Below are 26673 nucleotides of genomic sequence, written 5' to 3'. Positions count from 1 at the left end.
AACCAATAGTGGTGCCGCGTCAAGCTGATAGCATCCAAGTTTGGCCCAGCCGGCGGTCTATTGCAAATGGCTATTCTGTCAGCCTGAGCCTGACCTGCGTTGCAAAATCCTCTCCGCGCTGTTCGAAGTTGTCATACTGGTCGAAACTGGCAGCAGCCGGTGCCAGTAGGACTGTCTCGCCAGGTCGGGCATCCGCCATGGCCTGCTCAACGGCTTCAGACATCGTCGTACAGACCTGCGTATCCGCCTCGAGCTGCATCGCAAAACCAGCCGCTTCGCGTCCGATCACATACGCCTTGATGACCTCGCCCGTCGCCGTGTTCAGGGCTGATATGCCGCCCTCTTTCTCAAGACCGCCGCAAATCCATCGGATCTTTTTGAACGCCATAAGCGCTTTCAGGGCGCTGTCGACATTGGTCGCCTTGGAGTCGTTGACATAGGTGACCCCATCCGCCTCGGCGATGATCTGGCTGCGATGCGGCAGACCCGGATAGGAATGCAGCGCGTCTTCGATCACGCGGGGAGCAAGGCCCAGCGACCGGCAGGCCGCGTAGGCCGCGCAAGCATTCTGGTGATTATGCGCACCAGGCAAACCCTTGATCGCGCGGAGGTCGATAGACCCCGCCTGCCGCCCCTTGCGGTATTCCGACAGGAACCCTTTGCGCGCAAAAACCTGCCAGCCCGGCCCGGTCAGTTTCCGCGCGACCGAGACACGGATCACCCGGTCATCCGCAGGCCCTTCGGCCAGTTGCCCCGCCAGAAACGCGCCTTCGGTTTCGTCGACACTGATGATCGCGCGGTCGGGGCCGCCTTCGGCAAAGAGACGCCGCTTGGCTGCGAAATAGCCACCCATACCACCATGTCGGTCCAGATGATCGGGCGACAGATTGGTGAATACCGCCACATCGGGGGTCAGCGAACGGGCCAGTTCCGTCTGATAGCTGCTGAGTTCAAGCACCACGACCGAACCGTCGCCGCCCGGATCGATATCCAGAACCCCGCGCCCGATATTGCCCGCCAACTGCACCTCGCGACCGGCCTCGGTCAGAATGTGGTGGATCAGAGCGGCGGTCGTCGATTTTCCATTCGATCCCGTCACCGCGATCACGCGTGGCGGAGTGTCGTAGTTGTTCCACTCCGGTCCCGCGAAAGAGCGGAAGAACAGGCCGATATCGTTATCGACCGGCACGCCAGCTTCCAGGGCTGCGGCCACCACAGGGTTCGGTTCGGGATAGAGATGCGGAATGCCCGGTGAGACGATCAGCGAGGCGATGTCTTCAAACGCTCCATGCTTGCGCAGGTCGGCGCAGGTGAAGCCTTCTTCCTCGGCGGTATCACGGGCCGCTGGGTTGTCATCCCAGCAGACCGGTTCTGCCCCGCCTGCGTGCAAGGCGCGGGCTGTGGTCAAGCCGGACCGGCCCAGCCCCAGAACCGCAACTTTCTGTCCTGAAAAGCCTTTGACCGGGATCAAACCTTCGTTCCTTTTTTGCTCCACAACAATACTAACAGAGCAGCAACGATCGTGTAGACAATCAGGATACCCCAAGAAATCGACAACGCGGCCCTGTATCCGTCAAAGAGTGTTACAACCGTAAAGGGCAACAAGATCAATGCGATTCCTAAGGCTATGGCTATTACCCGCAACTGCAGACCCCAACCCAACTTCTCAACAGCTTTGAAGCCTTGATCCTGAGAAATATATTTCAGCCCTCGAAGCGAAATCAGGAGTGCATTGCACAACAAACAATAAATGAACGGCAAAATCACCGCTATTGCCGAGAAAAAGGCTAACCACCTCTTCGCGTTACTCTCCGTTGCAAACAACTCAGCCACGTACCAAACACCCCACGCCAGAACCAATGCGGCAACAAGTGATCGAATTGAATTGGCAACCCATTCAATGTGTGGTCGTAGGTATTCAAGAAAATTGATCACTTCACCGCACCTTCAGCGTCGCCAGACCGATCATCGCCAGGATCAGCGAGATGATCCAGAAGCGGATGACGATGGTTGGCTCGGCCCAGCCTTTTTTCTCATAGTGGTGATGGATCGGGGCCATCAGGAAGACCCGCTTGCCGGTGCGCTTGAAATAGAGGACCTGAATGATCACGCTCAGCGCCTCGACCACGAACAGGCCGCCGACCACGGCCAGAACCAGCTCGTGCTTGGTGGCCACGGCAATGGCACCCAATGCGCCGCCCAGGGCCAGCGACCCAGTGTCGCCCATGAACACTGCTGCCGGGGGGGCGTTGTACCACAGGAACCCGAGGCCGGCTCCGAACAGCGCGGAGGTGAAGATGAAGATCTCACCTGTGCCCGGGACGTAATGCACATCGAGATATTCGGTAAAGTCAACCCGACCCACCGCATAGGCGATCACGCCCAGAGTCGAGGCCGCAATCATCGCCGGCATGATGGCCAGCCCGTCCAGACCATCGGTCAGGTTCACCGCGTTGGCAGCTCCCACAATCACGACAATCGAAAACGGGATGTAAAAAATTCCCAGATTGAGCAGCGTATCCTTGAGCACTGGAACCGCCAGCTGGTTCTGCAAGGCTTCGGGGTGGTGCAACGTGGCCCAAAGCGAGGCCAGCACGGCGATGATCACGCCCAAAGCCAGACGCATCCGGCCCGAAACCCCTTGGGTGTTCTGTTTTGAAACCTTGGCGTAGTCATCCGCGAAACCGATTGCCGCATATGACAAGGTCACAAAAAGAACCATCCAGACATAAGGGTTGTCCAACCGCGCCCAGACAAGGGTTGACGTGACCAGAGCGCCGACAATCAGCAACCCGCCCATTGTCGGTGTGCCTGCCTTGGAAAAATGCCCTTCGGGGCCGTCGTCACGGATTGGCTGGCCCTTGCCCTGTTTCTTGCGCAGCACGTTGATCAGGGGTTTTCCGAAGATGAACCCAAAGATCAGCGCGGTCATGAAGGCACCGCCTGCGCGGAAGGTGATATACCGGAAGAGGTTCCAGAAATCCCCTCCGTCCGACAGAGCGGTCAACCAGTACAGCATGACAATACCTTTCTCACACGAGGCGCGCGGGCATGTTCACCCATCAAGCGCGCGCCCTTGCCCCATTTTGCGCAGACCGTCAACAATCACGGCCAATGCCATGCTGAGTGAACCCTTGGCGAGCACCGTGTCGCCATCCCGGATCAACGCAGGAAGATGTTCGGCCATTTCGGCGCTGGTTGCGAACCAGAGTCCACGTTTCTTTTCTGGCAGCGCGTGGTACATCGACTGCATCAACGGCCCGATGCAATGGACCTGATCTACATGCTCCATCGCCTTGATACCTGCCATGGCGGCATGCATGGCCTCTTCCTGGGCGCCCAGTTCCTTCATGTCACCCAAAAACGCAATGCGGCGGATACCGCCAGAGGCGGCCAATACATCCAGAGCAGCCTCCATCGAGGTCGGGTTTGCGTTATAGCTGTCATCCAAAAGTTCGATCCGCCCACCTCCTGACAATGGCAAGCTTTCGCGTACCCCGCGCCCCTTGACGGGCGACCACGCATTCAGGCCCGCGATGGCCTGATCCAGATCGACCCCCAATTCGACGCAGGCCGCCAGTGCGCCAAGAGCGTTCATGGCGAAATGCGTACCGGCAGAGTTCACCTCAAACCGGATCACGTGATCACCAACCTTTGCTTCGGCATTCACTGCGTCGGCTTCTGCCCGAGCATCGGTTAGCCGGTAGTCCGCTGCGTTCCGGCCAAAATCGACAACCCCTGCCCCCTGCGCCACCGCTGTTTGGCGCAAGATGTCCGCGTGGTCGATATCTGCGTTGACGATTGCAGCCCCGTCGGGTTCGAGCCCTTCGAAGATCGCCGCTTTTTCTTGCGCAATGTCGGCCACCGACTCGAAGGCTTCCAGATGCACCGCCGCCACGGTCGTAACCAGCGCCACATGCGGGCGGGCCTGTTTGGCGAGAGGGGCAATTTCACCCGGATGATTCATGCCGATCTCGATCACCGCAAACTCGGTGTCATGCGGCATCCGCGCAAGGGTCAGTGGCACGCCCCAGTGGTTGTTGTAACTGGCGACGCTGGCGTGGGTTTTCCCTTGCGTTTCCAAGATTGTCGCCAGCATTTCCTTGGTCGACGTTTTACCCACACTGCCCGTCACGCCGACCACGCGCGCACCAGTTCGTGCCCGTGCCGCCTGCCCCAACGCTTCAAGACCTGCCTGCACGTCTTGGACGATCAGCAGGGGGGCTCCTACGGGTACATCGTCCGGAACACGGGAAACCAGCGCGGCGCCTGCCCCTTTTTCCAACGCCTGAGCTACGAAATCATGCCCGTCCCGCGCCGCTTTCAGCGCCACGAACAGATCGCCGGGCTGAAGGGTGCGGGTGTCGATGGAAACACCATTTGCCACCCAGTCGATCGTGGCCTGCCCACCGGTCGCTTCAACCGCATCAGATGCTGTCCAGAGCGTCATGCGACCCTCCCGTCCAGTGCTGCCACGGAAATGCTGGCCTGTTCCACATCGTCGAAGGGCAGAACCTGATCCCCCACGATCTGTCCGGATTCATGGCCCTTTCCGGCAATCAGCAGAGCGTCGCCCGGTTGCAACGCATCAATTCCACGCAATATGGCCTCGGCACGGTCGCCGACTTCGGTCACGCTGGCTTTGCCGGCGGCCTCTGAAGCGCCTGCCATCACGGCCGCACGGATCACAGCCGGATCTTCGCTGCGCGGGTTGTCGTCGGTGACAAAGACCACATCAGCGTGGTTGGCTGCCGCCTTGCCCATCAACGGGCGCTTGGTGGCGTCGCGATCCCCGCCCGCGCCAACAATGGCAATCAGACGGCCCATCACATGCGGGCGCAGCGCCTTGAGTGCTGTGGCGACAGCGTCAGGCGTGTGGGCATAGTCCACGAACACCGTCGCGCCATTGTCACGCGTGGCGGCCAGTTGCATCCGCCCGCGAACCGTTGTCAGGTGGGGCAGAGTTTCAAAAACGCGTTCGGGGCCGTCCCCGGCTGCGATGACCAGCCCACAGGCCAGCAGAATGTTTTCGGCCTGAAATCCTCCGATCAGATTCAGGCGGGTCTGGAACGCACGACCCTGCCACGCAAAGCGCAGGTCTTGCCCCGTCGCGTCGAACCGTTGGTTGATCAGGCACAGATCAGCATCGCCCAGCCCGACCGTGAGCACCGACTGACCACGCGCCTCGGCAATCCGCCTGATCTGAGCCCCTTTAGGGTCGCTCAGGTTGACGACAGCTGTTCCATCCTGCGGCAAAACCCGGTCGAACAGACCGGCCTTTGCGTTGAAATAGGCCTCGAAGGTTTCGTGGTAATCCAGATGATCCTGCGTGAAGTTCGAGAAACCGGCGGCGGTCAGGTGAACGCCATCAAGACGGCGCTGTTCAAGGCCGTGGGACGACGCCTCCATTGCGGCATGGGTCACGCCGTTCTCAGCCGCCTCGGCCAGACAGCGGTGCAAGGTGATCGGCTCGGGCGTGGTATGGGCCAGCGGCGCTGTCCAGGCGCCCTCGACCCCGGTGGTGCCGAGGTTGATGGCGGCATGGCCAAGCTCGGTCCAGATCTGCTGGACAAAGGTGGAAACAGACGTTTTGCCGTTCGTCCCCGTGACGGCCACGATGGTTTGCGGCTGCGCCCCGAACCACAGCGCCGCGGCACCGGCCAGCGCCTGACGCGGGTCTTCCACCACGACCAGCGCTGCGTCTGAGGCTGCCAGCTCGGCCTCGGCGATCTCTGCCCCTCTGGCATCGGTCAGGATCGCAGTGGCCCCCATGCGCAGGGCAAACTGGATGAACTCTCCGCCATGAACGCGGGAACCGGGCAGCGCGGCAAACAGAAAACCGTCTTTCACCTCGCGGCTGTCAACGGCCAGACCAGTGATATCTGGGTTTGCGCCCTCTCTTGCGGTCAGGGCCAGCTGGCTGAGTTTCTTCGTCCTTGTGCCCATGACCCACCTCTTCCGGACAGCCTAGTTTGAGGTCAGCGTTATAGCAGCGCCCGCCTCAGGCTCAAGCCGGGGACGTAGCCCCAACAACGGTGCGACGCGACCGATGAGTTCGGCGGCAACAGGCACCGCAGTCCAACCGGCCGTGCGACGCTTTTCACCGTAGGCCACGATCGAAGGCTCGTCCAACGTGACGATCAGAACGTATTGCGGGTCGTAGGCCGGGAAGATCGTCGCAAAGGTGGCAATGACCTTGTCGTCGTAATACCCGCCGCGCGGTTTGGGCTTGTCGGCCGTACCGGTTTTGCCCGCCACGTCATAGCCCTTGACCTCGGCGAAACTGGCGGTGCCGTCCGTTACCACCTTGCGCAGCATTTTCTGCGCCTGACGCCCGGTGTCCTGCGACATAACACGAGGCCCGTATTGCGAGCCGTTCTGGCGCAGGATGGTCGGACTTACGTAGTGCCCGCCATTGGCAATCGCCGCATATCCGGCGGCCAGATGCATCGGACTGGTCGACAGGCCATGGCCATAGGAAATTGTCACGGTGCTGAGCTCGCCCCATTTCTTCGGCTTCAGCGGCACGCCGCCCTTGGCCTCGACAATCTCGAAAGGGGTCGGATCGAACATGCCAAGCGCGTCCAGAAACTCCTGCTGCCGTTTGGCCCCGATTTGCAAAGCCAAACGCCCCGTGCCACGGTTCGAGCTGTGGACGATCACATCCGCCACGCTGATCTTGCCGTAGTTCTTGCCGTTGAATTCGCCGATGGGAAAGCGGCCGATCTTCATCGGCCCGGACGTATCGATGATGGTGTTCGAATTCACCAATCCAAGTTCAACGGCCTGCGCGGCGGTGAAAATCTTGAAAACGGACCCCAGTTCGTACACGCCTTGCACATAACGGTTGAACAGCGGGCTGTCCGAGGGGTCAAAGCCCGAGGTCGGCGGACGCGGACGGTCATTCGGATCAAAAGAAGGTAGCGAAGCAGCTGAAATGACCTCGCCCGTATGCGCGTTCATCAGAACGGCCGAAGCCCCCTTGGCATTCATGATCTTCATGCCGCCATAGAGAACCTGTTCAACTGCGGCCTGAATGGTCAGGTCCAGCGACAGTTGCAGAGGCTTGTTGCCATTGGCCGGATCGCGCAGATAGTCGTCGAACTGCTTTTCCACACCGGCCACGCCGATCACTTCGGCGGCGCTGACGCCTTCACGCCCAAAACCGGACCCGCCCAGGATATGAGCGGCCAGCCGCCCGTTGGGGTAAAGCCGCATTTCTCGCGGGCCGAACAGGATGCCCGGATCGCCGATGTCATGCACGGCCTGCTTCTGCTCGGGCGAAATGCGTTTCTTGATCCACAGGAATTTGCGATTGCTGGTGAAGTCCTTGATCAGCCGCTCTTTGTCCAGATCAGGAAAGATCGCGACCAGCTGGTCCGCAGCCGCCACGGGGTCGATCATCAGAGGGGGCTGCGCGTAGACGGAATAAGTGTCCAGATTGGTGGCCAGTATGCGCCCTTCGCGATCGACGATATTGGCGCGCTGCATGGCAATCGCCGCCCCTGGCGCGCTGGCCAGAGGCTCTTGTGCTTCTGAGGTTGCCAACATGCCCATGCGGACACCAACGACTGAAAAAGCGCAGAAGAAGAACAGACCAAGCACCAGCAAACGCCCTTCGGCGCGGGCGCGGGCGCGATCTTTCATCTCTTCGTGACGCTTGCGGATGTTCTCACGTTCGATTGCCTTGGGGTTTTCGCCCCGGGCGCGGGCATCAAGGATTCGGGCTAGGGGGCGCAAAGGGGTGCGTGTCATGGAATCTGCACCTCGCCCAAAGCCTGAATATCGGTGATGGCCTGCAATTCAATCGGATCAACCACGGGCAGGTCCGGGTCTTCGGCATAGGCGATCTGATCCGCACGTCCGAACTGTTCGGCCCGCAAAGGCAGCAGGCCAAGGCGCTCAAAGTTCAGGTCGGCCAGTTCGCGCAGCCTGTCCGGGCGGTTCAGATAGGCCCATTCCGCGTCCAGAACGGCCAGCCGCACCTGTGCCATTCCGATCTCGCGCTGCAAAGACTGCGTTTCCTTTACCACTTGTTGGGTTCGGTAGTTTTCCTGATAGGCCCACAAGGCAAGGCCGAATACGGACAGAGCTGTCAACACATACAAAACACTCTTCATCTTGCCCTTCCCCCCAGTTGCGGCATCCCGATGGCCCGCGATTCGATTTCCCCCGCCGGAGCCTCTGTTCGTATTGCCACGCGCAGTTTGGCTGACCGTGCACGCGGGTTTTCCCGCAATTCCTGTTCGTCAGGACCCACCGCCTTGCGGGTTTTCAACGTGAATTGGGGCTGTTCCTGTTCAATTTCCGGCGCATAGCGGTTCGCACGCCCCGTCTTGCCTGCGCGGGACTGAAAGAACCGTTTCACCATCCGGTCTTCGATGGAGTGGAATGTGACAACAGCCAGTTGCCCGCCAGGCTTCAATGCGCGCTCAGCGGCCATCAACCCCTGAAACAGTTCTTCATATTCTGCATTCACGGCGATCCGCAGCCCTTGAAAGCTGCGCGTGGCCGGGTGGGATTGCCCCGGTTTCGGACGTGGCAGGCAGGATTCGATGATCTCGGCCAGACGCAGGGTCGTGGTGATCGGCTCTTCCGCGCGCGCTTTGACAATCGCCTTGGCAATCCGGCGGCTGGCTCGTTCTTCACCATAGTGGAACAGGATGTCGGCCAGCTGCGCCTCGGTTGCGGTGCTGACCAGATCGGCGGCACTTTCGCCCTCCTGGCTCATGCGCATGTCCAAGGGGCCATCCTTCATGAAGGAAAATCCACGGTCGGCCTGATCCAATTGCATTGAGGAAACGCCAAGGTCCAGCACAATGCCATCCAGATCCTGCGCATATTCGTCCAAACGAGAAAACACACCGGGCTGCATCACCAGCCGGTCGCCATAGGCGCCCGCCCATTCTGACGCCATATCAAAAGCCAGCGGATCACGATCAACGCCGATGACCTTGTCTGCCCCGGCCTCCAGCAATCCGCGGGTGTACCCGCCTGCGCCGAAGGTGCCGTCCAGCCAGACGCCGGACACAGGTGCGACCGCGGCCAGCAGGGGGCGCAACAGAACGGGAACGTGAGGTTTGTCGGAGGAGATCTCAGCGCCGGCCATGCCGTTACGCATCCTCGGTGCCATCAAGGAACTGCATAGGATCGAAGTCCTCTGGCAGATCGTTAATCCATTCTTCGGTTTTGGCCAGCTCCTCGACTTCGTAGGTCTCGGGCCTCCAGATCTGAAATGTATCACCGGCGGCGATAAAGAACGCCTCACCTTCAAGGCCGATCTTGTTGCGCAGCTTGGCAGGCAACACCAGACGCCCGGTTTCATCCACATTTGTCGGAAAGGACTGACCATGGAACATGCGCTGCAACATCCGGCGCTGCATTGACCCGCGCGGCAAGGCATCAATCTTGGCATCAACCTCGTCAATGGCCTGCATGGTATAGCATTCAAGGAAATTGCGGCGATGATCGCCGTAGACGATCACAAGCTCTGGATTGTCTCCGGGCTGCCAGTTGGGATCGGACGCTTCAAGCACACGGCGAAACGAGGCCGGGATCGAGACCCTGCCCTTCGTGTCCACCTTATGGTGGCTTTCACCTCTAAACCTGCGCGCCAAGACGACTGTCCCTTTCGCTTGCGCCCCACTTGAAATTCACGTTCCCCCGGATGAAAAACGGCGGGTTGATCTGCTGCCACTGATCAACCCGCCGCATTGACCCGCTTCGCGGGATGTCCAGCTGCACGCGCCACCTGGGGGGATGTCTGCTCGCCCGCGCGCCGGATCTCTTGATTGATGAAAGCGAGATGCCTGTATGAAACCTGATTATTTTTGGTCGGGGTCGTTTGGTGCCCCTGCTGCCTCGTCCTCATCGGATGTACAAGGGATGCCATGGGAATTCATGGAAATCAACAGGAATTTTACGAACCGCACCCCATGAAACACGCTCAAGACACAGTATCACTCTGAAATCGGAACGCAATGACACCACTTGTGGAAGAATATGACGGCACGACCTCTATATATAGATAATTTGAGGCGTGAAATTTTTTCCCATGATTTCCCGAAATAATCTGGAATCCGCCTTGAAGGGTGGAAATACTGCGTGTCTTTGTGCTGCGGCCTCACAGAATCGTTCGAAGTTCGTGCGCGTTTTCGGCGAAATGTGCCCTCGGAAACCACACCTGCCCATGAATTCCCGCGGATCTCCGGCTGCACGCGCCGCAACCTGAAACCGGCAAACTGAGCTTCAGGGGCTGGTGAAGCGCCACGCTTCGCCTTGCCGCTTCTCTCACGGGAGCTACTCGAGTTGTTTATTCGCCCAAATTCCAGCCAACACCGCTCAATTAGAGGGCAAGCCGCCAGAAGGCCATGTTTGCACCATCACCAGTGACCCAGGGTAATGCCCAATTTTTCAAGGCGCATTTCCAGTCGAGGCAAAAAACTGAACCAATCTATGCGCTTGCTGCATAGCAGCATTGACGACGTGACCTATTGTGCAATTGCAGCATTTGCCTATTTTCAATCTCAAGCAAGGGCCGAACGTTATCGGCAAAGCAAATAGACACGGATGATGAGCATGGCAGTCGCAAGCACACATACAGCACCCAAGAGCGCACCGGCGTTCGGAATCGCAGCCCTGGTGGAGAACGCTAAGACGCGCTTTGCCCGCTATCGTATGTATCGCCAGACCGTCAATGAACTGGCAGGGCTGTCGGATCGTGAACTGGCCGATCTGGGCCTGCATCGGTCCATGATCCGCCGGGTGGCCATGCAGGCCGCCAACGATCACATCGCGCAATAAGCGCGCCACGAATACTGAGATCAGGCCCTTACTCCTCCCTTAGGGTCTGTAATCAGCGGCAACGTCTTTCCTCCTCCTTGACGTTGCCGCACCCTATACCGGCCCCAACCCGCCGGATCCTGATACATCGGGGCTCTCCTCCTCCCTGCCTCGATGTTGAAAGCGCGCGGCGACGTCTTCCTCCTCCCTGACGTCGCCGCGTCTTCCTCATACCGGGCTCAAACCCGGGCACGAATACATCGGGGCTCTCCTCCTCCCTGCTCTGATGTTGACAAGACGGCGGTTCCCCTCCTCCTCCCTGGGAACCGCCGTTTTTTTATTTTTCGAGCAGGGGTGTAAAACAGCGTCCTGATTTCTGATCCGGAGGACGTTATAGCAGCCTATTTCATCACGCAGATCGACATCCACGACCCGGACGGGCATCAGGATTATCTGGCTGGCTTCATGCCGATTTTCGACCGCCACAGAGGCCGCTTGCTGACAATCTCATCCAAACCGGTCGAACGGATCGAAGGCGTTTGGCCCGACGGCGGGATTGTATTGATGGAGTTTCCGGACCTTGCGGCGGCGAAAGCCTGGAAAGACGACCCGGAATACATCGAACTGGCTAAGATCCGGCAGGCCACCGCCGCAACCAATCTGATTCTGGTCGAAGGGATATGACGCCTCAGAACGGGACGTCATCCTTGTTGCTCAGAAAACGCGAGACCACTTTCTTGGTGCCGGCCTTGTCGAAGTCGACCTCGACCTTGTCACCCTCGATCCCGATCACCGCACCATAGCCGAATTTCTGGTGGAACACCCGTTCGCCCAGTGTGAAACTGGCCACTGCGGTGGCGTCGATGACCGTGTTCCGGCTTTCTTTGGGTTGCGACATGCCATGCTGCCCCTGCCGCGCCTGCAACCGCCTCCAGCCCGGCGAGTTGTAGACATTGGCTTCGACCGCACGCGTTTCAATGCCCGCAGTGTGCTGACCGCCACCATAAAGACCCGGAGGAGTCAGCACCTCAACGTGATCTTCCGGCAATTCGTCGATGAACCGGGATGGCATGGAGTTCTGCCACTGCCCGAACACCCGCCGGTTGGCGGCAAAAGAAATCGTGCACACCTCCTCGGCACGGGTGATGCCAACATAGGCCAGGCGACGTTCCTCCTCGAGCCCCTTGAGGCCGGATTCGTCCATTGACCGTTGCGAGGGGAACAACCCGTCCTCCCATCCCGGCAGGAAAACGGCGGGAAACTCCAGCCCCTTGGCCGCGTGAAGGGTCATGATCGAGACCTTGGCCCCGTCGCTGTCCTGCTCGTTGTCCATCACCAGACTGACATGCTCCAGAAACCCTTGCAGGTTCTCGAAATTGTCCAGCTGATTGACCAGTTCCTTTAGGTTTTCAAGGCGCCCCGGCGCTTCGGGCGTCTTGTCGTTCTGCCAATGGGCCGTATAACCGGATTCGTCGAGGATGATCTGCGCCAGCTCGATATGCGTGTGTTCGGGCGCACCGAACCGCATGGGTGAACCGTCATCGATCACGGACTCGTCGTCCACTTCAATCCGTGGTCCACGCGTCATCGCATTCCAACGCGCCAGACCGTCGATGAACTCGCGCAGCGCCTTACCGCCCTTGCCCTTGATCAGCCCATTATCGACTGCAATCCGCGCGCCGTCGATCAGAGACACCCCGTTCTCACGCGCTGTCATCTGAATCGTCTGCTGCGCCTTGTCACCAAGTCCGCGTTTTGGCGTGTTCACGATTCTCTCGAACGCCAGATCATCCTCGGGGCTGACCACAAGCCGGAAATAGCCCATGGCATCGCGGATCTCCATCCGTTCATAGAATCGGGGGCCGCCGATCACCTTGTAGGGCAGACCGATGGTCAGGAACCGGTCCTCGAAGGCCCGCATCTGGTGCGAGGCTCGGACGAGGATGGCGATCTCGTCGAGGTTCATAGGGCGAATACCCCGCGTACCGCCCTGCATCGCGTCAATCTCCTCGCCGATCCAGCGGGCCTCTTCCTCACCATCCCAATGGCCTATCAGGTTGACCTTGTGGCCTTCCTCGGCATCGGTCCAGAGCTCTTTGCCCAGACGGTTTTCATTGCCCCGAATGACGTTCGACGCAGCCGCCAGAATATGCGGGGTCGAGCGATAGTTCTGTTCCAGTCGCACCACATACGCGCCGGGAAAGTCCTTTTCGAAGCGCAGGATGTTGCCCACCTCGGCCCCGCGCCAGCCATAGATCGACTGATCGTCATCGCCGACGCAACAGATGTTCTTGTGCCCCCCGGCCAGCAGGCGCAGCCACAGATATTGGGCAACGTTGGTGTCCTGGTATTCGTCCACCAGGATATAACGAAACCAGCGTTGGTATCGCTCCAGAACATCCTGATGGGTCTGGAAGATCGTGATCATGTGCAACAGTAGGTCATCAAAATCGACGGCGTTCAATTCGCGCAGGCGGGTCTGATATTGGATATAAACATCACCCACTGAGCGCTGGTATCCAGTACCATCCGCTGCGGCCCCTGGGATACGATCAGTTCGCTGCCCATTCCCGGCACCAACCTTTTCTGCCGACTCCGCCCTGTTTTTGTAGTACCCAATCTTGTGGAGGAACCAACGGTCAGTCCATTTCTTTCGATCCACTTTTTCCACATCTAAAATCTGGCGAACAAGGCGCAGCTGGTCGTCGGTGTCAAGAATGGTAAAGTTCGACTTCAAATCGACCAGCTCCGCATGGCGGCGCAGCAGTTTGACGCAGATCGAATGAAACGTACCCAGCCATGGCATCCCCTCGGCGGGCTGTCCCAGCAGGCGGCCAACCCGTTCTTTCATCTCGCGCGCGGCCTTGTTGGTGAATGTGACCGACAGAATCTCATTCGGACGCGCGCGCGCAGTGTTGAGAAGATGTGCGATCCGAGCCGTCAGCGCCTTGGTCTTGCCGGTGCCAGCCCCGGCCAGCATCAGAACCGGACCGTCCAGCCGCTCGACCGCATCGCGCTGTGCCGGGTTCAGCTCATCCAGATAGGGCGAAGGGCGCGCAGCCATTGCCCGCGCCGACAGCGATGCGCCCTCGAAGGCGTCCATTTCGTCAAAACTGCTCATGGCCCCAAACTACGCTGGAAAAGCGCGAAGGGAAAGGGTTTGTTCACGGCTTGTTCGCAGACTTTTCACACTTCTTTTTACATTCAATTCTAAACAAAGACGCCACCGCCCTGCGCCCCTGTTAACTCTCTGTCAAATCCTGACTGTGATGCTTGTCAGAGTGTTGTGGGAGCGGACATATGAAACAGGCGGAACTGACAGGTCAGTCCTCGAGGCTTAAAATGATGGGCGTGGCCCTGATGCTGCTCGTGCTGACAACAGCAGCGGGCTGGGGGATCTATACCGCCCCGGCGCCAGTGGTTGATCGCATGCTGGAAGCAGACCTGCGAAAAAACGCGATGCGGATGAGCCGCCAGATCGAAAGCCATCTGAACGATCTTGGCCAGACATTCCGTTTTCACGCATTGACCGAGCATGACCAGGAGTTTTTGGAGCTACTGCCCGAAACCACGGACATTTACCGCTTCAAGCTGTTTGATGCTTCGGGGCAAGTGTCCTGGTCGACCCGTGCAAGCGACGTCGGGTTCGTGAATACGAAACCCTATTTCCAGTCGATCGTCGCCGCCGGGGGTGTTTATTACAAACACGAAGAGAAGCCGATTGCCGAAGTTGATTCCTTTGTTGTCGGCAATTCCCGGGATACGGAACTGAGCAGCCGCCATGTGGCCGAGGTCTACACGCCGATCATCAAGGATGCGACGTTCCTGGGCGCCATCGAGTTCTATTCTGACATTACGGACCTGCGGAACCTGTTCATCACCCGCGTTCGCCTGTCCCTGGCGCTGCTCAGCGGGATAGCCCTGCTGGCGCTGACGACAGTTATCCTGATTGTTCATCGCACCAATCGTCGACAGGTTCGCGATCTGCGCAAACGGGCCAAAAAAGAGCGGGAACTGATGGACGAACAGATGCGCCTTGCCCGCGAGGTCCGCCTGCTGGGTGAATTGAACGAATGGCTGCAATCAAGCCGATCGCTGGATGAACTGTTCGACATGGTGTCTCGCTTCATGACCCATATCCTGCCAGAGGCCGAAGGCAGTGTGTATGTCTACTCCAACTCACGCGACGTGCTGGATGGCTGCGCAAGCTGGAACGGTGGAACTCATAAATCTCACATTCATCCCGAAGGATGCTGGGGCTTGCGGCGCGGCCGGACCTATGAGTTCGGCGCATCCGAGATTGATTTTGTCTGCGAACACGCCGAACCGCATGACGGTCGGCCCTATTTCTGCTTTCCCATTCTGGCCCATGGGGAAACCGTTGGCCTCTTGCATCTGCGGGCACTTGAGGGGCGCGAAGACTGCTTCAACAAGAGCCGCAAGTTGGCCCAATTGTGCGCCGAACAGATCAGTATGGCTATCGCCAATGTCCGGATGCGGGATCAACTTCATGACCAATCGGTACGAGACCCGCTGACCGGGCTGTTCAATCGCCGCCATATGACCGAGATGCTGCGCAAGTCCATCAGCCGCAGCCAGCAGACGGGCGCTGCACTAAGCCTGATCGCAGTGGACGTGGATCACTTCAAGAAGTTCAACGATACTCACGGGCATGATGCTGGCGACATGGTATTGCGCGCAGTCGGCGCCGCCTTGGAGCAAGGGTGCGACCGGGACGAAGTCGCCTGCCGCATCGGTGGTGAGGAGTTTATGCTGATCCTGCCTGACAACAGCCCCGAAGATGCCATGACCCGCGCCGAACAGTTGCGCCAGGCGGTCGAGGCTGTATCCGTACGGTATGGTGAGAAGGCATTGCCGCGCATTACGATATCGCTTGGGGTCGCACATTACCCGGCCCACGGCACCATGCCGCAGGACTTGCTGCGCGCGGCCGATGATGCGCTTTATGTCGCCAAGGACAAGGGCCGCAACCAAGTGCATGTCTCAAGTGGCACCAAGAACCAGGCCCAACGTACGTCACCTGAAAGCCAGCAACCATCTAAGGATGCAGCTTAAAAAACTTGCCGAATCGCTTGGCAGGTCGGATCAATCTGCATGGACTTGCACAGCACCTATCCCGGCATACCGGATCTGAAACACCGTGCGCGCCGTCGCCTGCCGCATTTTGTGTGGGAGTATATCGACAGTGGAACCGGGATGGAAACGACACTGCACCGGAACCGCCAAGCCCTGGATGACGTGCGCCTCTGCCCCTCGATCCTGCACGGTGAGCTGGACTTTGATACGTCAAAGACGTTTCTTGAGGCTCCGTATCCGTTGCCATTCGGGATCGCACCGATCGGAATGTCCGGTCTGGTCTGGCCTCGCGCGGAACAGCTGCTTGCCAGCGCGGCCGCAAAGGCGGGTATTCCCTACACTCTGTCGACAGTAGCCAGCCAAAGCCCCGAAGACATGGCACCGCATCTTGGGGACAATGCCTGGTTCCAACTTTATCCGCCCCGAGATCCGGATATTCGAAAGGACCTGCTGAACCGGGTCCGCAAGGCCGGGTTCAAAACCCTGGTTCTCACAGCGGATGTTCCCGTCGCATCGCGCAGGGAAAGGCAGACACGATCGGGCTTGCGGCAACCGCCAAAGCTGACCCCGCGCGTGCTGGCGCAGATCGCCCAGAGACCCGCCTGGGCGATGGGCATGCTGCGCAACGGTGTGCCGCACATGCGAACGCTGGACAAGTATATTGAAAACCCCGGAGATCTGCCCCCGACTGCACATGTCGGATACCTGCTTCGAACATCGCCAGACCTGGAGTATGTCAAATGGCTGCGCGACCATTGGGACGGGCCGCTTGTCCTGAAAGGCGTCCTGCGCCCGGAGGATACGAGCAGGTTAGAACAGGTTGGTGTCGACGCCTTGTGGGTGTCGAATCATGGCGGTCGTCAATTTGACGCGGCCCCGGCCAGCATTGAGATTCTTCCCTCTATCCGGGATGCGACCCGCCTGCCCCTGATCTTCGACAGTGGCGTCGAAGGCGGCCTGGATATCTTGAGGGCAATGTCACTTGGCGCGGATTTCGTCATGCTCGGGCGTGCTTTTTTGTATGGACTCGCCGCACTTGGCGCACAAGGGCCCGCACATGTCATCGATATCCTAAGACAGGATCTGCACGCTAATATGGGTCAGATGGGATTGGCAAGCCTGTGTCAGATTGAGAGTTAACGTTTAATATTTGATGCTGCGGCGCGGCATAAGTATAAAGGCACTGCGACCAAAGGGCGTTTGCGAGCGTTAACATGCCGGTTCTACCCAGAAGAACGGATATACGTGTGCGTATTCTCCGCCCAATAAGACGCCTATACACGAAAGTCCGGGACCTATCATGACAGACTTCAACAAGATCCTGATCGCCAACCGCGGCGAGATTGCCATCCGCGTCATGCGCGCAGCAAACGAAATGGGAAAACGAACCGTCGCCGTTTACGCTGAAGAAGACAAACTGGGCCTGCACCGGTTCAAGGCGGACGAGGCGTATCAGATCGGTGAAGGCATGGGGCCGGTCGCCGCGTATCTTTCGATCGACGAGATTATCCGTGTTGCCAAGCAATGTGGTGCCGACGCGATCCACCCGGGCTATGGCCTGCTGTCCGAGAACCCGGATTTCGTCGATGCCTGCGTCAAGAACGGTATCACCTTCATTGGTCCAAAGGCGGACACCATGCGTGCGCTCGGCGACAAGGCCAGCGCGCGACGCGTAGCCATCGAAGCAGGTGTTCCGGTCATTCCTGCCACCGAAGTTCTGGGCGATGACATGGACGCGATCCGCAAGGAGGCCGCCGAGATCGGTTACCCGCTGATGCTCAAGGCGTCCTGGGGCGGCGGCGGGCGCGGCATGCGCCCGATCCAGTCGGAAGAAGAACTGGAAGAGAAAGTCCTGGAAGGCCGTCGCGAGGCAGAGGCCGCCTTCGGCAATGGCGAAGGCTATCTGGAGAAAATGATCATCCGAGCGCGCCATGTCGAGGTGCAAATCCTGGGTGACAAACACGGTGAAATCTATCACCTCTATGAACGCGACTGCTCGGTCCAGCGCCGGAACCAAAAGGTCGTTGAACGCGCCCCTGCCCCGTATCTGAGCGACGAACAGCGCGCCGAAATCTGCGAACTGGGCCGCAAGATCTGCGCTCATGTGAACTATGAATGTGCCGGAACCGTCGAGTTCCTGATGGATATGGAAACCGGCAAATTCTATTTCATCGAAGTAAACCCTCGTGTGCAGGTGGAACACACCGTCACCGAAGAAGTCACCGGCATTGACATTGTGCAGGCGCAGATCCTGATCGCCGAGGGCAAACCTCTGGCAGAGGCGATCGGCGCTGCAAGCCAGGCAGACGTGCATTTGAACGGCCACGCGCTGCAGACCCGCATCACGACGGAAGACCCGCAGAACAACTTCATCCCCGACTATGGCCGCATCACCGCGTATCGCTCGGCCACCGGTATGGGTATTCGCCTGGATGGCGGGACGGCCTATGCGGGTGGTGTGATCACCCGGTATTATGACTCGCTGCTGACCAAGGTTACCGCTTGGGCCCCGACGCCCGAAAAAGCGATCAGCCGGATGGACCGTGCCTTGCGAGAATTCCGTATTCGTGGTGTCAGCACCAATATCGATTTCGTCATCAACCTGCTCAAGCACCCGACCTTCCTGTCGAACGAATACACAACCAAGTTCATCGACACCACGCCCGAGCTGTTCACCTTCAAGAAGCGGCGCGACCGAGGCACCAAGGTTTTGACCTATATAGCCGACATCACGGTGAACGGACATCCCGAGACCAAGGACCGCCCCGAACCGCGCGCCGATCTGAAAGAGGCCAAGCCGCCCGCGCTGAAAGCCGAACCGCAGATGGGTACGCGCAACCTGCTGGAGCAGAAGGGCCCGCAGGCGGTGGCAGACTGGATGAAAGCCCAGCGCCAACTGCTGATCACCGACACCACCATGCGCGACGGGCACCAGTCTCTGTTGGCGACCCGGATGCGGTCAATCGACATGATCAAAGTGGCCCCGACCTATGCGGCGAACCTGCCGCAGCTGTTCTCGGTCGAATGCTGGGGCGGTGCGACCTTCGACGTCGCCTACCGCTTCTTGCAGGAATGTCCATGGCAGCGCCTGCGCGACCTGCGCGAGGCGATGCCGAACCTGATGACCCAGATGCTGCTACGCGGCGCAAACGGAGTGGGGTATACGAACTACCCTGATAACGTGGTGCAGGAGTTCGTGCGTCAGGCGGCGACAGGAATTGACGTGTTCCGTGTCTTCGACTCGCTGAACTGGGTCGAGAACATGCGCGTGGCGATGGATGCGGTCGTCGAAACCGGTAAGATTTGTGAAGGTACCGTCTGTTACACTGGCGATATTCTTGACCCGGACCGTGCCAAGTACGACCTGAAATACTATGTCGGCATGGCGAAAGAGCTGCGCGACGCCGGCGCGCATATTCTGGGCCTGAAAGACATGGCGGGCCTGCTGAAACCCGCCGCGGCCAAGATCCTGATCCGCGCGCTGAAAGAAGAGGTCGGGCTGCCGATCCACTTCCACACACATGACACTGCCGGTATTGCCAGCGCGACCATTCTGGCCGCGTCCGAAGCGGGCGTGGATGCTGTTGACTGCGCGATGGACAGCTTCTCGGGCAACACCAGCCAGGCGACGCTGGGTACGGTGGTCGAAGCGCTGCGCCACACAGACCGCGACACCGGTCTGGACATCAAGGCGATCCGTGAAATCAGCGATTACTTCGAGGTCGTCCGCGGCCAGTACGCGGCGTTCGAGTCGAGCCTGCAGGCTCCGGCCTCGGAAGTTTATCTGCACGAGATGCCCGGCGGTCAGTTCACCAACCTCAAGGCACAGGCGCGCAGCCTGGGTCTGGAAGAGCGCTGGCACGAAGTGGCGCAGATGTATGCTGACGTGAACCAGATGTTCGGTGACATCGTGAAGGTAACGCCGTCTTCCAAGGTCGTTGGCGACATGGCGCTGATGATGGTCAGCCAGAACATGACCCGCGAACAGGTCGAGGACCCCGATACCGACGTGGCCTTCCCGGACTCGGTCGTGGACATGATGCGCGGCAATCTGGGTCAGCCTCCGGGCGGTTTTCCGGACACCATCATCAAGAAGGTGCTTAAGGACGAAGCCCCCAACACCGAGCGCCCCGGCAAGGACGTGACTGCGGTTGATCTTGAGGCCACCCGCGTAGAGCTGTCCAAGCAACTGGAAGGCAAAGAGGTCGATGACGAGGATCTGAACGGATACCTGATGTATCCTAAGGTGTTCCTGGACTACATGGGACGTCACCGGATTTACGGCCCGGTCCGTACGCTGCCTACGCGCACTTTCTTCTACGGCATGGAGCCCGGTGAAGAGATCACGGCGGAAATCGACCCCGGCAAGACGTTGGAAATCCGCTGTCAGGCCATTGGCGAAACGGATGAAAAGGGCGAGGTCAAAGTGTTCTTTGAACTCAACGGCCAGCCGCGCGTGATCCGGGTTCCGAACCGGATGGTCACGTCAAGCACGCAAGCGCGCCCCAAGGCCGAGGTTGGCAACCCGGATCATATCGGCGCGCCGATGCCGGGTGTTGTGGCCACCGTCGCAGTGACTGCGGGTCAACAGATCAAGGAAGGCGACATGTTGCTGACCATCGAGGCGATGAAGATGGAAACGGGAATCCACGCCGAGCGCGATGCGACCGTCAAGGCCGTTCATGTGCAGCCCGGCGGCCAGATTGACGCAAAGGACCTTCTGGTCGAGCTGGAATAAGCTGACGAACCGGTTACAGTTCAAAGGGCCGCGCGGGAAACCACGCGGCCCTTTTACTATGCTGAACCGGAGAAACACCATGCTTGCTATCACCCCGATCTATGCGGCCCTGATTGCTATCCTTTACGTTGCACTCAGCGTCAAAGTGATCCTGCAGCGCCGCAGCGATAAAATCTCTGTCGGGGATGGGGGCAGCAAATTGATGATCAAGGCGATAAGGACACATTCAAATTGCGCCGAATACGCCCCAATCGCCCTTTTGCTGATTGCTATGGTAGAGTTGCAGGGCGCAGGTGGGTTGATTTTGCATGGACTGGGCTTGATGTTGCTGGCCGGGCGTCTTTTGCACGCATACGGATTTGGGCGCACGCCCCAGATCGTCATCCTGCGGCAGGCTGGCATGAGCCTGACTTTCCTGGCCATTCTGATTTCGGCCATCACAAACCTGATTCTGGCGCTATAGGTTGGCTGGCGGATGCTATCCCGTCAGATCCGTCGTCATCACATAGGGCGCTTTCAACAAAACGGGCGTGATCCGATTGTGTGCGTGATTGTCCGGTTCTGGCATCGCGGTGACCAGCAAAATCATTGCGGCCAGCGCCATTATCTTCATGTCTGCAACGGATATCATGAAAGCCCTTCCACCCATGTCTTTTTTGATCTGCGTTTGAGATTGAACGGACCGGAAGCCGGGTTCCGTCGAAAGATTTTTCCTCTTTTTTGTGTTTTTCCGCTTGCAGCCCCGCGTGGGAATTTATACATCCCTCCTCACTCAACGGCGCGGGCGTAGCTCAGGGGTAGAGCATAACCTTGCCAAGGTTAGGGTCGGGCGTTCGAATCGCCTCGCCCGCTCCATTGAGAGGTCTTTGGACCACATATGTATCTGATGCGGGCGTAGCTCAGGGGTAGAGCATAACCTTGCCAAGGTTAGGGTCGGGCGTTCGAATCGCCTCGCCCGCTCCAGATACCAAACTCACCAAACAAGCTGGTTCTTTGTGGAGCGTTGCGCCATTCTGGATGCATTGCGCACTATAGGATCATTACCCATGTCTGATTACATCATCCGCCCTCTGACCTTCGAAGAAGTCCAACACGCCGTGGATTGGGCTGGGCGTGAGGGATGGAACCCGGGGGTGCATGATGCCGAATGCTTTCGGCCGACCGACCCGGAAGGGTTTCTGGGCGGGTTCCTGGATGGTGAGATGATCGCCTCGGTTTCGGCAGTTAATTACAACGACGCGTTTTCGTTTCTTGGCTTCTACATCGTAAAACCTGATTTCCGGCATCACGGACACGGGCTTGAGATTGCGGGACACGCGCTGGCGCATTGCACCGGCCGGAATATGGGTCTGGATGGTGTGGTGGAACAACAGGACAACTATCGCAAATCCGGCTTCACCTTCGCCTACAACAACTACCGTTTTTCCGGGACGAAGACACGGGTTTTGGCGAAGTTGGGCACCGCGCCGATTGACCACATAACCGATCTGAACAGCGCATCTGATGACCTGAAAGCTTACGACCGCAAGCTATTCCCTGCCCCGCGCGATCTGTTTCTGGAAAGCTGGTTGAGTGCCTTTAGCCATGTCTCGAAACTCTACACTGAGAATGGTAAAGTCCGCGGCTACGCGACTCTGCGCCCCTGCCTAACCGGCTATAAGGTTGGCCCGCTGTTCGCAGATACTTCCAAAATTGCGAAGGCTTTGCTGCGGGCACTTTTGGAGGCAATTCCTGAAGACCACAGCGAACATGAGGTCTTCGTCGATATGCCTCAGCCCAACACAGCTGCTTTTGCGCTGGCCGACGAGCTTGGGCTGGACAAGGTGTTCGAAACGGCCCGAATGTATTCCGATCACGAACCCGATATCGACCTGACTCGCATCTTTGGCGTAACGACGTTTGAGTTGGGCTAGAACGCCTTGAACGTCATCGTGGTCAGCGACCGCTCAATGTTTGGAATCACCAGCAGGTGCTCGTTGATAAAATGGCCCACATCCTCGGTTTCGGGGATATAGAGCTTGAGCATCAGATCATACTCACCGCTGGTGGAATAGAGTTCCGAGTGAATTTCGCGTAACGCAATCTCTTCGGCGACCTTGTAGGTGGTACCGGGTTTGCAACGGATTTGTATGAAAACGCAGGTGGACATGAGCCGGGCCTTTTGAATCGAGTTTCCGGCAGGCTGGCATGGCGCGGACCTGGGTGCAATCCCCTGCAACAGTTTGAAGCGATCGCGACGCGGGCACTGGATCAACTGGACCAACCCCGTCTATAAGCGCGCCTGTAGCAAAAGGAATTCGCCCATGCGCAGCGCAAAGATCAGCCGTCAGACCGCCGAGACCGAAATTTCGGTCGAGGTCAATCTGGACGGCACCGGCCAGTATGACAACCAGACCGGCGTAGGCTTCTTTGACCACATGCTGGACCAGTTGGCACGTCATTCACTGATCGACATGACGATCCGAGCCAAGGGCGATTACCACATCGACGACCACCACACGGTCGAAGATACCGGCATCGCGCTGGGGCAGGCACTGACGAAAGCTCTGGGCGACAAGAAAGGTGTTCGGCGGTATGGCGAATGCCACCTGCCGATGGATGACGCTCAGGTGCGCTGTGCGCTGGACCTGTCGGGCCGCCCCTACCTGATCTGGAATGTGGAGCTGCCGACACAGAAAATCGGCGCGTTTGACACAGAGCTTGTGCGTGAATTCTTTCAGGCTCTCAGCACCCATGGCGGCATCACGCTGCATATCGACCAGTTGCACGGCTTCAACAGCCACCACATCGCCGAGGCTGCATTCAAGGCCGTTGCGCGCGCGCTGCGCGACGCCGTCGAAACCGATCCGCGCAAGGCAGACGCGATTCCGTCGACCAAAGGCGCGTTGTAAATGCTGACCGCCATTATCGACTACGAAAGCGGCAACCTGCACTCGGCGGAAAAAGCGTTTCAGCGCATGGCGCAAGAGGTCGGCGCGGGTGAGGTTGTCGTCACCTCGGACGCGGATGTTGTGGCACGCGCGGATCGTTTGGTCTTGCCCGGCGACGGAGCGTTTCCGGCATGCGCCGCCGAGCTGCGTGGTCACAAGGGTATTTATGACGCGATGGTCGAGGCGGTCGAACAGAAAGGCCGCCCGTTTCTGGGCATCTGTGTGGGCATGCAGTTGATGGCAACCAAAGGCCATGAATACAGCGAAACGGATGGTCTGGACTGGATTTCCGGCGATGTCGTCAGGATCGAACCGTCAGACACAGCGCTGAAAGTGCCGCATATGGGCTGGAACGATCTTGTTCTGGACAGCGATCACCCGGTGTTCAACGGGGTGAAATCCGGCGATCACACCTATTTCGTCCACTCTTACCACTTCCGCGTATCCGACCCGGCACAGCGATTGGCCTATGTGGACTACGGGCAGGAAGTCACGGCCGTCATTGGCCGCGACACGATGGTTGGAATGCAGTTCCACCCCGAGAAAAGTCAGGACGTTGGCCTGCGCATGCTGGGCAACTTCCTGACCTGGAAACCCTGAGGCCTACTGAACACGCGTCCAGGTTTGTCCGCGGCAGATCAGACCGCCCGCCACACACCCTTTGACGGTCAGTTTGTTCTGGCCGTCCAGCGACATTTTCGAATTGTATGTCTTGTCCCGGTCCGGTGCCCAGATCTTGCCGCTGTCATAGCTTCCGCCATCCTCGGGCACCATGTCCCAGATGATCTTCTTACCGAGGTTTTCATATTCCAGCTGCTCGTTGCCATCCGCATCAAACGCGCTGTCGATGGTTCCGCAGATCGCACTACCGCATTCGGAAATCGTCACGTGCAGATAGCCGCCGGTATCACCGGGTGCAGTCTTCCACAGACCGTCGACGGGATCTGCAGCCATCGCGCCGGTTGCGAGAAACATCAAACCCGCTGCAAAAGTAAATCTCTTCATAGTTTTCTCCCTGTTTTGAGGGCAGTCTGACCCGGCATTCAGCGACGGGCAAGAATGACCCAGCGTCGCGTTGCATCCCCTGCCCTGCCTGTGCGATATCCCGCGCGTGTAACAGTGATATAGGGCCGCCCGACATGATCCTCTACCCCGCCATCGACCTTAAAGACGGCAATGCCGTGCGCCTTCTGCGCGGTGACATGGACAAGGCCACCGTGTTCAACGAAGACCCGGCGGCACAAGCGCGCGCCTTTGTCGAGGCCGGGTGCGAGTGGCTGCATCTGGTCGATCTGAACGGTGCCTTCGCGGGTGAACCGATCAACGCCGCCCCGGTCGAGGCGATTCTGGAAACCTGCAATGTGCCTGCGCAATTGGGCGGCGGCATCCGTGACATGGCGACCATCGAAACCTGGGTCGAAAAGGGTCTGGCGCGGGTTATTCTGGGCACGGTTGCCGTCGAAAACCCTGACTTGGTGCGTGAAGCAGCCAAGGCGTTCCCGGGCAAGATCGCCGTGGGCATCGACGCGCGCAACGGCATGGTGGCCACAAAAGGCTGGGCCGAAGAAACCAATGTTCAGGTGACTGATCTGGCCCGCAGCTTCGAAGACGCGGGCGTGGCCGCGATCATCTACACAGATATCAACCGTGACGGCGCCATGCAGGGCCCCAATATCGAGGCCACGGCAGACCTCGCCAGAACGGTAGACATTCCTGTTATCGCATCCGGTGGCGTGTCATCGATCGCCGATCTGATCGCCCTGCGCGATTGTGGCGCAGCCCTGAACGGTGCCATTTCCGGACGTGCGCTTTATGATGGGGCGATTGATCTGAAAGAGGCTCTGACAACTCTCAGAGAATAGTTCAATGTTCCATTCGCCTGTAAAGCGTTCTGATTTGTCCGCGCAAAGCCTGCTGCACAAACGGTATAAAGACGGCGATTTTCTGGACTGCTTCAGCGTCGAATCGGAACTCTCGCCTCGTCGAGCCGCAGAAATCATTACCGCGTTTCCGGCATGGACGATGGCGCTGGTGCGATTGCGTGGCGCGTTGGTCGCACCTTTCGGCCTCAGCTCGAAAGGACCTGAGGCTGCGGACAAGCTGGGGATTTTTCCGGTTGAATATGATGGTGAGGCCGAAGTGATTGCAGGATTCAACGACCGCCATCTGGATTTTCGTGTCTCAATCCTGTCAGAAAACGGCCGAATCTCGCTGGCCACCTGGGTACATCGTCACAATTGGGGTGGGCGACTGTACCTTGCTGCGATCCTGCCGTTTCACATCCTGATCGCGCGAAACGCGCTTGCGCGTGTGAAAAGCGCAAGCGCATAACCAAAAAGGTCTTAACCCGCAGCGGCGGCGGTCAGCTTGGCCAGTGCGCCGCGCATTTTCTCGATGACGGGTGATTTTTCGACAGCATCCAGTTCATCCATCGTCTCTTTGGGATCTTCATAGGCCAGCCAGACCTGACCGTTGCCGTCCTCATATGCCTGCACCTTGAGCGGCAGGAACAACCCCGCACGCGGATCGATCTGCATGGCCGGCGTACCCAGCGCAGGATTGCCGAATACCAGCACTTGATTGGCCGGGATGGGCGTTCCGACCTTTTCCGCCCCCGCCGCGTGGTCGATGCGGGCGAACACCGTGGCTCCTGCGTTGCCTACCGCTGCCTCCAGATCATCCAGCGCCTCGACTACGGATTTATTCGTTTGAACTTTGATGATGTCGTCAGCCATGGCGGCAAGAGCCCCTCCGAACGAAAGAATTGAAGCCAGTATCAAAGTACGCATATCGGTTTTCCTTCTATAAAATTCACCCCAATTCTCACAGGTTTTGGAAATCTGACAATCACAAGTCTGGCATCAGCAAAGCCTTGCCTGAATTGGAGATGCCCATTTTACCCTTGCTTTTGCGAACAATCCGACCAAAAGCCAAACATTTTACTGCGTTGAGCCATAATTCGGGCGGAATCCCCGCTTAATTCCCTCGTCAAACACAACAACCCGGGTGGCAAACGTGAGTATTTCGAACCTAGACGTTCCCAACACGTCCAGATTCAGATCAGCAACCATTGCGATCTTCTGCGCGGCGATTTTCACAAGCGCGAGTCTGCTTTTCTTTGTCCAG

At 58.7% G+C, this 26673-nt stretch carries 25 protein-coding genes and 2 tRNA genes; 13 read left to right on the top strand and 14 right to left on the bottom strand.

Going from position 1 to position 26673, the window contains the following annotated elements:
- Nucleotides 1-70 precede the first annotated feature (70 nt).
- The 9 genes from murD to mraZ are packed head-to-tail and all read right to left on the bottom strand — an operon-like array spanning nucleotide 71 to nucleotide 9617.
- Nucleotides 71-1471, bottom strand: coding sequence for a UDP-N-acetylmuramoyl-L-alanine--D-glutamate ligase (gene murD / locus AC2FLP_RS00795; RefSeq protein ID WP_496681375.1), 1401 nt, complete (start codon nucleotides 1469-1471; stop codon nucleotides 71-73).
- Nucleotides 1468-1935 (bottom strand): hypothetical protein, encoded by a 468-nt coding sequence (locus AC2FLP_RS00790; protein WP_496681378.1) that lies wholly within the window; start codon nucleotides 1933-1935, stop codon nucleotides 1468-1470. The genes murD and AC2FLP_RS00790 overlap by 4 nt, the downstream gene beginning before the upstream one ends.
- Before the next feature lies 1 nt (nucleotide 1936).
- Nucleotides 1937-3019 (bottom strand): phospho-N-acetylmuramoyl-pentapeptide-transferase, encoded by a 1083-nt coding sequence (gene mraY, locus AC2FLP_RS00785; RefSeq protein ID WP_117868327.1) that lies wholly within the window; start codon nucleotides 3017-3019, stop codon nucleotides 1937-1939.
- A 36-nt stretch (nucleotides 3020-3055) separates the two neighbouring features.
- On the bottom strand, nucleotides 3056-4450 hold the full coding sequence (locus tag AC2FLP_RS00780) for a UDP-N-acetylmuramoyl-tripeptide--D-alanyl-D-alanine ligase (RefSeq protein ID WP_496681382.1): 1395 nt from the start codon (nucleotides 4448-4450) through the stop codon (nucleotides 3056-3058).
- Nucleotides 4447-5946 carry a UDP-N-acetylmuramoyl-L-alanyl-D-glutamate--2,6-diaminopimelate ligase gene (locus AC2FLP_RS00775; protein ID WP_496681385.1) on the bottom strand — a complete coding sequence of 500 codons (1500 nt, stop codon included), beginning with the start codon at nucleotides 5944-5946 and terminating at the stop codon, nucleotides 4447-4449. Before AC2FLP_RS00775 ends, AC2FLP_RS00780 begins: the two co-directional genes overlap by 4 nt.
- 21 nt (nucleotides 5947-5967) lie before the next feature.
- Nucleotides 5968-7755, bottom strand: a complete 1788-nt coding sequence (locus AC2FLP_RS00770; protein WP_496681388.1) for a peptidoglycan D,D-transpeptidase FtsI family protein — start codon at nucleotides 7753-7755, stop codon at nucleotides 5968-5970.
- Nucleotides 7752-8120: a cell division protein FtsL gene (gene ftsL / locus AC2FLP_RS00765; protein ID WP_117868323.1), complete on the bottom strand. Its 369-nt coding sequence runs from the start codon at nucleotides 8118-8120 to the stop codon at nucleotides 7752-7754. Before ftsL ends, AC2FLP_RS00770 begins: the two co-directional genes overlap by 4 nt.
- On the bottom strand, nucleotides 8117-9109 hold the full coding sequence (rsmH, locus tag AC2FLP_RS00760) for a 16S rRNA (cytosine(1402)-N(4))-methyltransferase RsmH (protein WP_299894793.1): 993 nt from the start codon (nucleotides 9107-9109) through the stop codon (nucleotides 8117-8119). The genes ftsL and rsmH overlap by 4 nt, the downstream gene beginning before the upstream one ends.
- A 4-nt stretch (nucleotides 9110-9113) precedes the next feature.
- On the bottom strand, nucleotides 9114-9617 hold the full coding sequence (gene mraZ, locus AC2FLP_RS00755; RefSeq protein WP_496681391.1) for a division/cell wall cluster transcriptional repressor MraZ: 504 nt from the start codon (nucleotides 9615-9617) through the stop codon (nucleotides 9114-9116).
- A 961-nt stretch (nucleotides 9618-10578) separates the two neighbouring features.
- Here mraZ and AC2FLP_RS00750 point away from each other — a divergent pair.
- Nucleotides 10579-10803: a DUF1127 domain-containing protein gene (locus tag AC2FLP_RS00750; RefSeq protein WP_117872612.1), complete on the top strand. Its 225-nt coding sequence runs from the start codon at nucleotides 10579-10581 to the stop codon at nucleotides 10801-10803.
- A 348-nt stretch (nucleotides 10804-11151) separates the two neighbouring features.
- Entirely contained in the window at nucleotides 11152-11466 is a 315-nt protein-coding gene (locus tag AC2FLP_RS00745) for a DUF1330 domain-containing protein (RefSeq protein ID WP_496710046.1), read from the top strand.
- Nucleotides 11467-11470: 4 nt separating this feature from the next.
- Here the strand turns inward: AC2FLP_RS00745 and AC2FLP_RS00740 are convergent, their stop codons facing one another.
- The gene (locus AC2FLP_RS00740; protein ID WP_496681393.1) at nucleotides 11471-13903 is read right to left on the bottom strand and encodes an ATP-dependent helicase; all 2433 of its coding nucleotides are present in this window, start codon (nucleotides 13901-13903) and stop codon (nucleotides 11471-11473) included.
- A 179-nt stretch (nucleotides 13904-14082) separates the two neighbouring features.
- On the opposite strand from AC2FLP_RS00740, the gene AC2FLP_RS00735 reads away from it, so the two are divergent.
- From AC2FLP_RS00735 to AC2FLP_RS00720, 4 genes are all read left to right on the top strand, one after another.
- On the top strand, nucleotides 14083-15858 hold the full coding sequence (locus AC2FLP_RS00735; RefSeq protein WP_496681396.1) for a sensor domain-containing diguanylate cyclase: 1776 nt from the start codon (nucleotides 14083-14085) through the stop codon (nucleotides 15856-15858).
- Nucleotides 15859-15897: 39 nt separating this feature from the next.
- Nucleotides 15898-17019, top strand: a complete 1122-nt coding sequence (locus AC2FLP_RS00730) for an alpha-hydroxy acid oxidase (RefSeq protein ID WP_117868317.1) — start codon at nucleotides 15898-15900, stop codon at nucleotides 17017-17019.
- 160 nt (nucleotides 17020-17179) lie between these two features.
- Nucleotides 17180-20617: a pyruvate carboxylase gene (locus AC2FLP_RS00725; protein ID WP_496681401.1), complete on the top strand. Its 3438-nt coding sequence runs from the start codon at nucleotides 17180-17182 to the stop codon at nucleotides 20615-20617.
- 79 nt (nucleotides 20618-20696) lie between these two features.
- Nucleotides 20697-21080: an MAPEG family protein gene (locus tag AC2FLP_RS00720; protein WP_496681404.1), complete on the top strand. Its 384-nt coding sequence runs from the start codon at nucleotides 20697-20699 to the stop codon at nucleotides 21078-21080.
- Nucleotides 21081-21095: 15 nt separating this feature from the next.
- Here the strand turns inward: AC2FLP_RS00720 and AC2FLP_RS00715 are convergent, their stop codons facing one another.
- The gene (locus AC2FLP_RS00715; RefSeq protein ID WP_162896733.1) at nucleotides 21096-21248 is read right to left on the bottom strand and encodes a hypothetical protein; all 153 of its coding nucleotides are present in this window, start codon (nucleotides 21246-21248) and stop codon (nucleotides 21096-21098) included.
- A gap of 149 nt (nucleotides 21249-21397) precedes the next feature.
- On the opposite strand from AC2FLP_RS00715, the gene AC2FLP_RS00710 reads away from it, so the two are divergent.
- The 3 genes from AC2FLP_RS00710 to AC2FLP_RS00700 all read left to right on the top strand — a co-directional run bounded on the left by AC2FLP_RS00710 (nucleotide 21398) and on the right by AC2FLP_RS00700 (nucleotide 22530).
- Nucleotides 21398-21472, top strand: a tRNA-Gly gene (locus tag AC2FLP_RS00710).
- A 33-nt stretch (nucleotides 21473-21505) separates the two neighbouring features.
- Nucleotides 21506-21580 (top strand) — tRNA-Gly (locus AC2FLP_RS00705).
- An 83-nt stretch (nucleotides 21581-21663) separates the two neighbouring features.
- Nucleotides 21664-22530, top strand: a complete 867-nt coding sequence (locus AC2FLP_RS00700; RefSeq protein ID WP_299894814.1) for a GNAT family N-acetyltransferase — start codon at nucleotides 21664-21666, stop codon at nucleotides 22528-22530.
- Here the strand turns inward: AC2FLP_RS00700 and AC2FLP_RS00695 are convergent.
- Nucleotides 22527-22766 (bottom strand): Lrp/AsnC family transcriptional regulator, encoded by a 240-nt coding sequence (locus AC2FLP_RS00695; RefSeq protein WP_117868312.1) that lies wholly within the window; start codon nucleotides 22764-22766, stop codon nucleotides 22527-22529. The genes AC2FLP_RS00700 and AC2FLP_RS00695 overlap by 4 nt on opposite strands.
- 154 nt (nucleotides 22767-22920) lie before the next feature.
- On the opposite strand from AC2FLP_RS00695, the gene hisB reads away from it, so the two are divergent.
- Together hisB and hisH are read left to right on the top strand one after the other, a co-directional pair.
- Nucleotides 22921-23508, top strand: coding sequence for an imidazoleglycerol-phosphate dehydratase HisB (gene hisB / locus AC2FLP_RS00690; RefSeq protein ID WP_117868311.1), 588 nt, complete (start codon nucleotides 22921-22923; stop codon nucleotides 23506-23508).
- Nucleotides 23509-24147, top strand: a complete 639-nt coding sequence (gene hisH / locus AC2FLP_RS00685) for an imidazole glycerol phosphate synthase subunit HisH (protein WP_117868310.1) — start codon at nucleotides 23509-23511, stop codon at nucleotides 24145-24147.
- A gap of 3 nt (nucleotides 24148-24150) precedes the next feature.
- Here the strand turns inward: hisH and AC2FLP_RS00680 are convergent, their stop codons facing one another.
- Entirely contained in the window at nucleotides 24151-24552 is a 402-nt protein-coding gene (locus tag AC2FLP_RS00680; protein ID WP_117868309.1) for a DUF2147 domain-containing protein, read from the bottom strand.
- A gap of 134 nt (nucleotides 24553-24686) precedes the next feature.
- On the opposite strand from AC2FLP_RS00680, the gene hisA reads away from it, so the two are divergent.
- Both hisA and AC2FLP_RS00670 read left to right on the top strand, forming a co-directional pair.
- On the top strand, nucleotides 24687-25409 hold the full coding sequence (hisA, locus tag AC2FLP_RS00675; protein ID WP_496681409.1) for a 1-(5-phosphoribosyl)-5-[(5-phosphoribosylamino)methylideneamino]imidazole-4-carboxamide isomerase: 723 nt from the start codon (nucleotides 24687-24689) through the stop codon (nucleotides 25407-25409).
- A gap of 4 nt (nucleotides 25410-25413) precedes the next feature.
- Nucleotides 25414-25878: a DUF2867 domain-containing protein gene (locus AC2FLP_RS00670; RefSeq protein WP_117868307.1), complete on the top strand. Its 465-nt coding sequence runs from the start codon at nucleotides 25414-25416 to the stop codon at nucleotides 25876-25878.
- Nucleotides 25879-25889: 11 nt separating this feature from the next.
- Here the strand turns inward: AC2FLP_RS00670 and AC2FLP_RS00665 are convergent, their stop codons facing one another.
- A complete protein-coding gene (locus tag AC2FLP_RS00665; RefSeq protein ID WP_299894828.1) occupies nucleotides 25890-26336 on the bottom strand; it encodes a DUF302 domain-containing protein in 447 nt (148 codons plus the stop codon).
- Nucleotides 26337-26673 lie beyond the last annotated feature (337 nt).

This window comes from Ruegeria sp. CDSA141 (genome assembly GCF_059612005.1).
The sequence above is the reverse complement of the archived record's forward strand: the minus strand, read 5'-3'. Positions and strand labels throughout refer to the sequence as shown.

Bases quoted from the DNA above. Each gene is read 5' to 3' on its own strand.
- mraY (WP_117868327.1), bottom strand. From the start codon at position 3,019: ATGCTGTACTGGTTGACCGCTCTGTCGGACGGAGGGGATTTCTGGAAC.
- AC2FLP_RS00780 (WP_496681382.1), bottom strand. From the start codon at position 4,450: ATGACGCTCTGGACAGCATCTGATGCGGTTGAAGCGACCGGTGGGCAG.
- AC2FLP_RS00775 (WP_496681385.1), bottom strand. From the start codon at position 5,946: ATGGGCACAAGGACGAAGAAACTCAGCCAGCTGGCCCTGACCGCAAGA.
- AC2FLP_RS00770 (WP_496681388.1), bottom strand. From the start codon at position 7,755: ATGACACGCACCCCTTTGCGCCCCCTAGCCCGAATCCTTGATGCCCGC.
- ftsL (WP_117868323.1), bottom strand. From the start codon at position 8,120: ATGAAGAGTGTTTTGTATGTGTTGACAGCTCTGTCCGTATTCGGCCTT.
- rsmH (WP_299894793.1), bottom strand. From the start codon at position 9,109: ATGGCCGGCGCTGAGATCTCCTCCGACAAACCTCACGTTCCCGTTCTG.
- AC2FLP_RS00750 (WP_117872612.1), top strand. From the start codon at position 10,579: ATGGCAGTCGCAAGCACACATACAGCACCCAAGAGCGCACCGGCGTTC.
- AC2FLP_RS00740 (WP_496681393.1), bottom strand. From the start codon at position 13,903: ATGAGCAGTTTTGACGAAATGGACGCCTTCGAGGGCGCATCGCTGTCG.
- AC2FLP_RS00735 (WP_496681396.1), top strand. From the start codon at position 14,083: ATGAAACAGGCGGAACTGACAGGTCAGTCCTCGAGGCTTAAAATGATG.
- AC2FLP_RS00730 (WP_117868317.1), top strand. From the start codon at position 15,898: ATGGACTTGCACAGCACCTATCCCGGCATACCGGATCTGAAACACCGT.
- AC2FLP_RS00725 (WP_496681401.1), top strand. From the start codon at position 17,180: ATGACAGACTTCAACAAGATCCTGATCGCCAACCGCGGCGAGATTGCC.
- AC2FLP_RS00720 (WP_496681404.1), top strand. From the start codon at position 20,697: ATGCTTGCTATCACCCCGATCTATGCGGCCCTGATTGCTATCCTTTAC.
- AC2FLP_RS00715 (WP_162896733.1), bottom strand. From the start codon at position 21,248: ATGATATCCGTTGCAGACATGAAGATAATGGCGCTGGCCGCAATGATT.
- AC2FLP_RS00700 (WP_299894814.1), top strand. From the start codon at position 21,664: ATGTCTGATTACATCATCCGCCCTCTGACCTTCGAAGAAGTCCAACAC.
- AC2FLP_RS00695 (WP_117868312.1), bottom strand. From the start codon at position 22,766: ATGTCCACCTGCGTTTTCATACAAATCCGTTGCAAACCCGGTACCACC.
- hisB (WP_117868311.1), top strand. From the start codon at position 22,921: ATGCGCAGCGCAAAGATCAGCCGTCAGACCGCCGAGACCGAAATTTCG.
- hisH (WP_117868310.1), top strand. From the start codon at position 23,509: ATGCTGACCGCCATTATCGACTACGAAAGCGGCAACCTGCACTCGGCG.
- AC2FLP_RS00680 (WP_117868309.1), bottom strand. From the start codon at position 24,552: ATGAAGAGATTTACTTTTGCAGCGGGTTTGATGTTTCTCGCAACCGGC.
- hisA (WP_496681409.1), top strand. From the start codon at position 24,687: ATGATCCTCTACCCCGCCATCGACCTTAAAGACGGCAATGCCGTGCGC.
- AC2FLP_RS00670 (WP_117868307.1), top strand. From the start codon at position 25,414: ATGTTCCATTCGCCTGTAAAGCGTTCTGATTTGTCCGCGCAAAGCCTG.
- AC2FLP_RS00665 (WP_299894828.1), bottom strand. From the start codon at position 26,336: ATGCGTACTTTGATACTGGCTTCAATTCTTTCGTTCGGAGGGGCTCTT.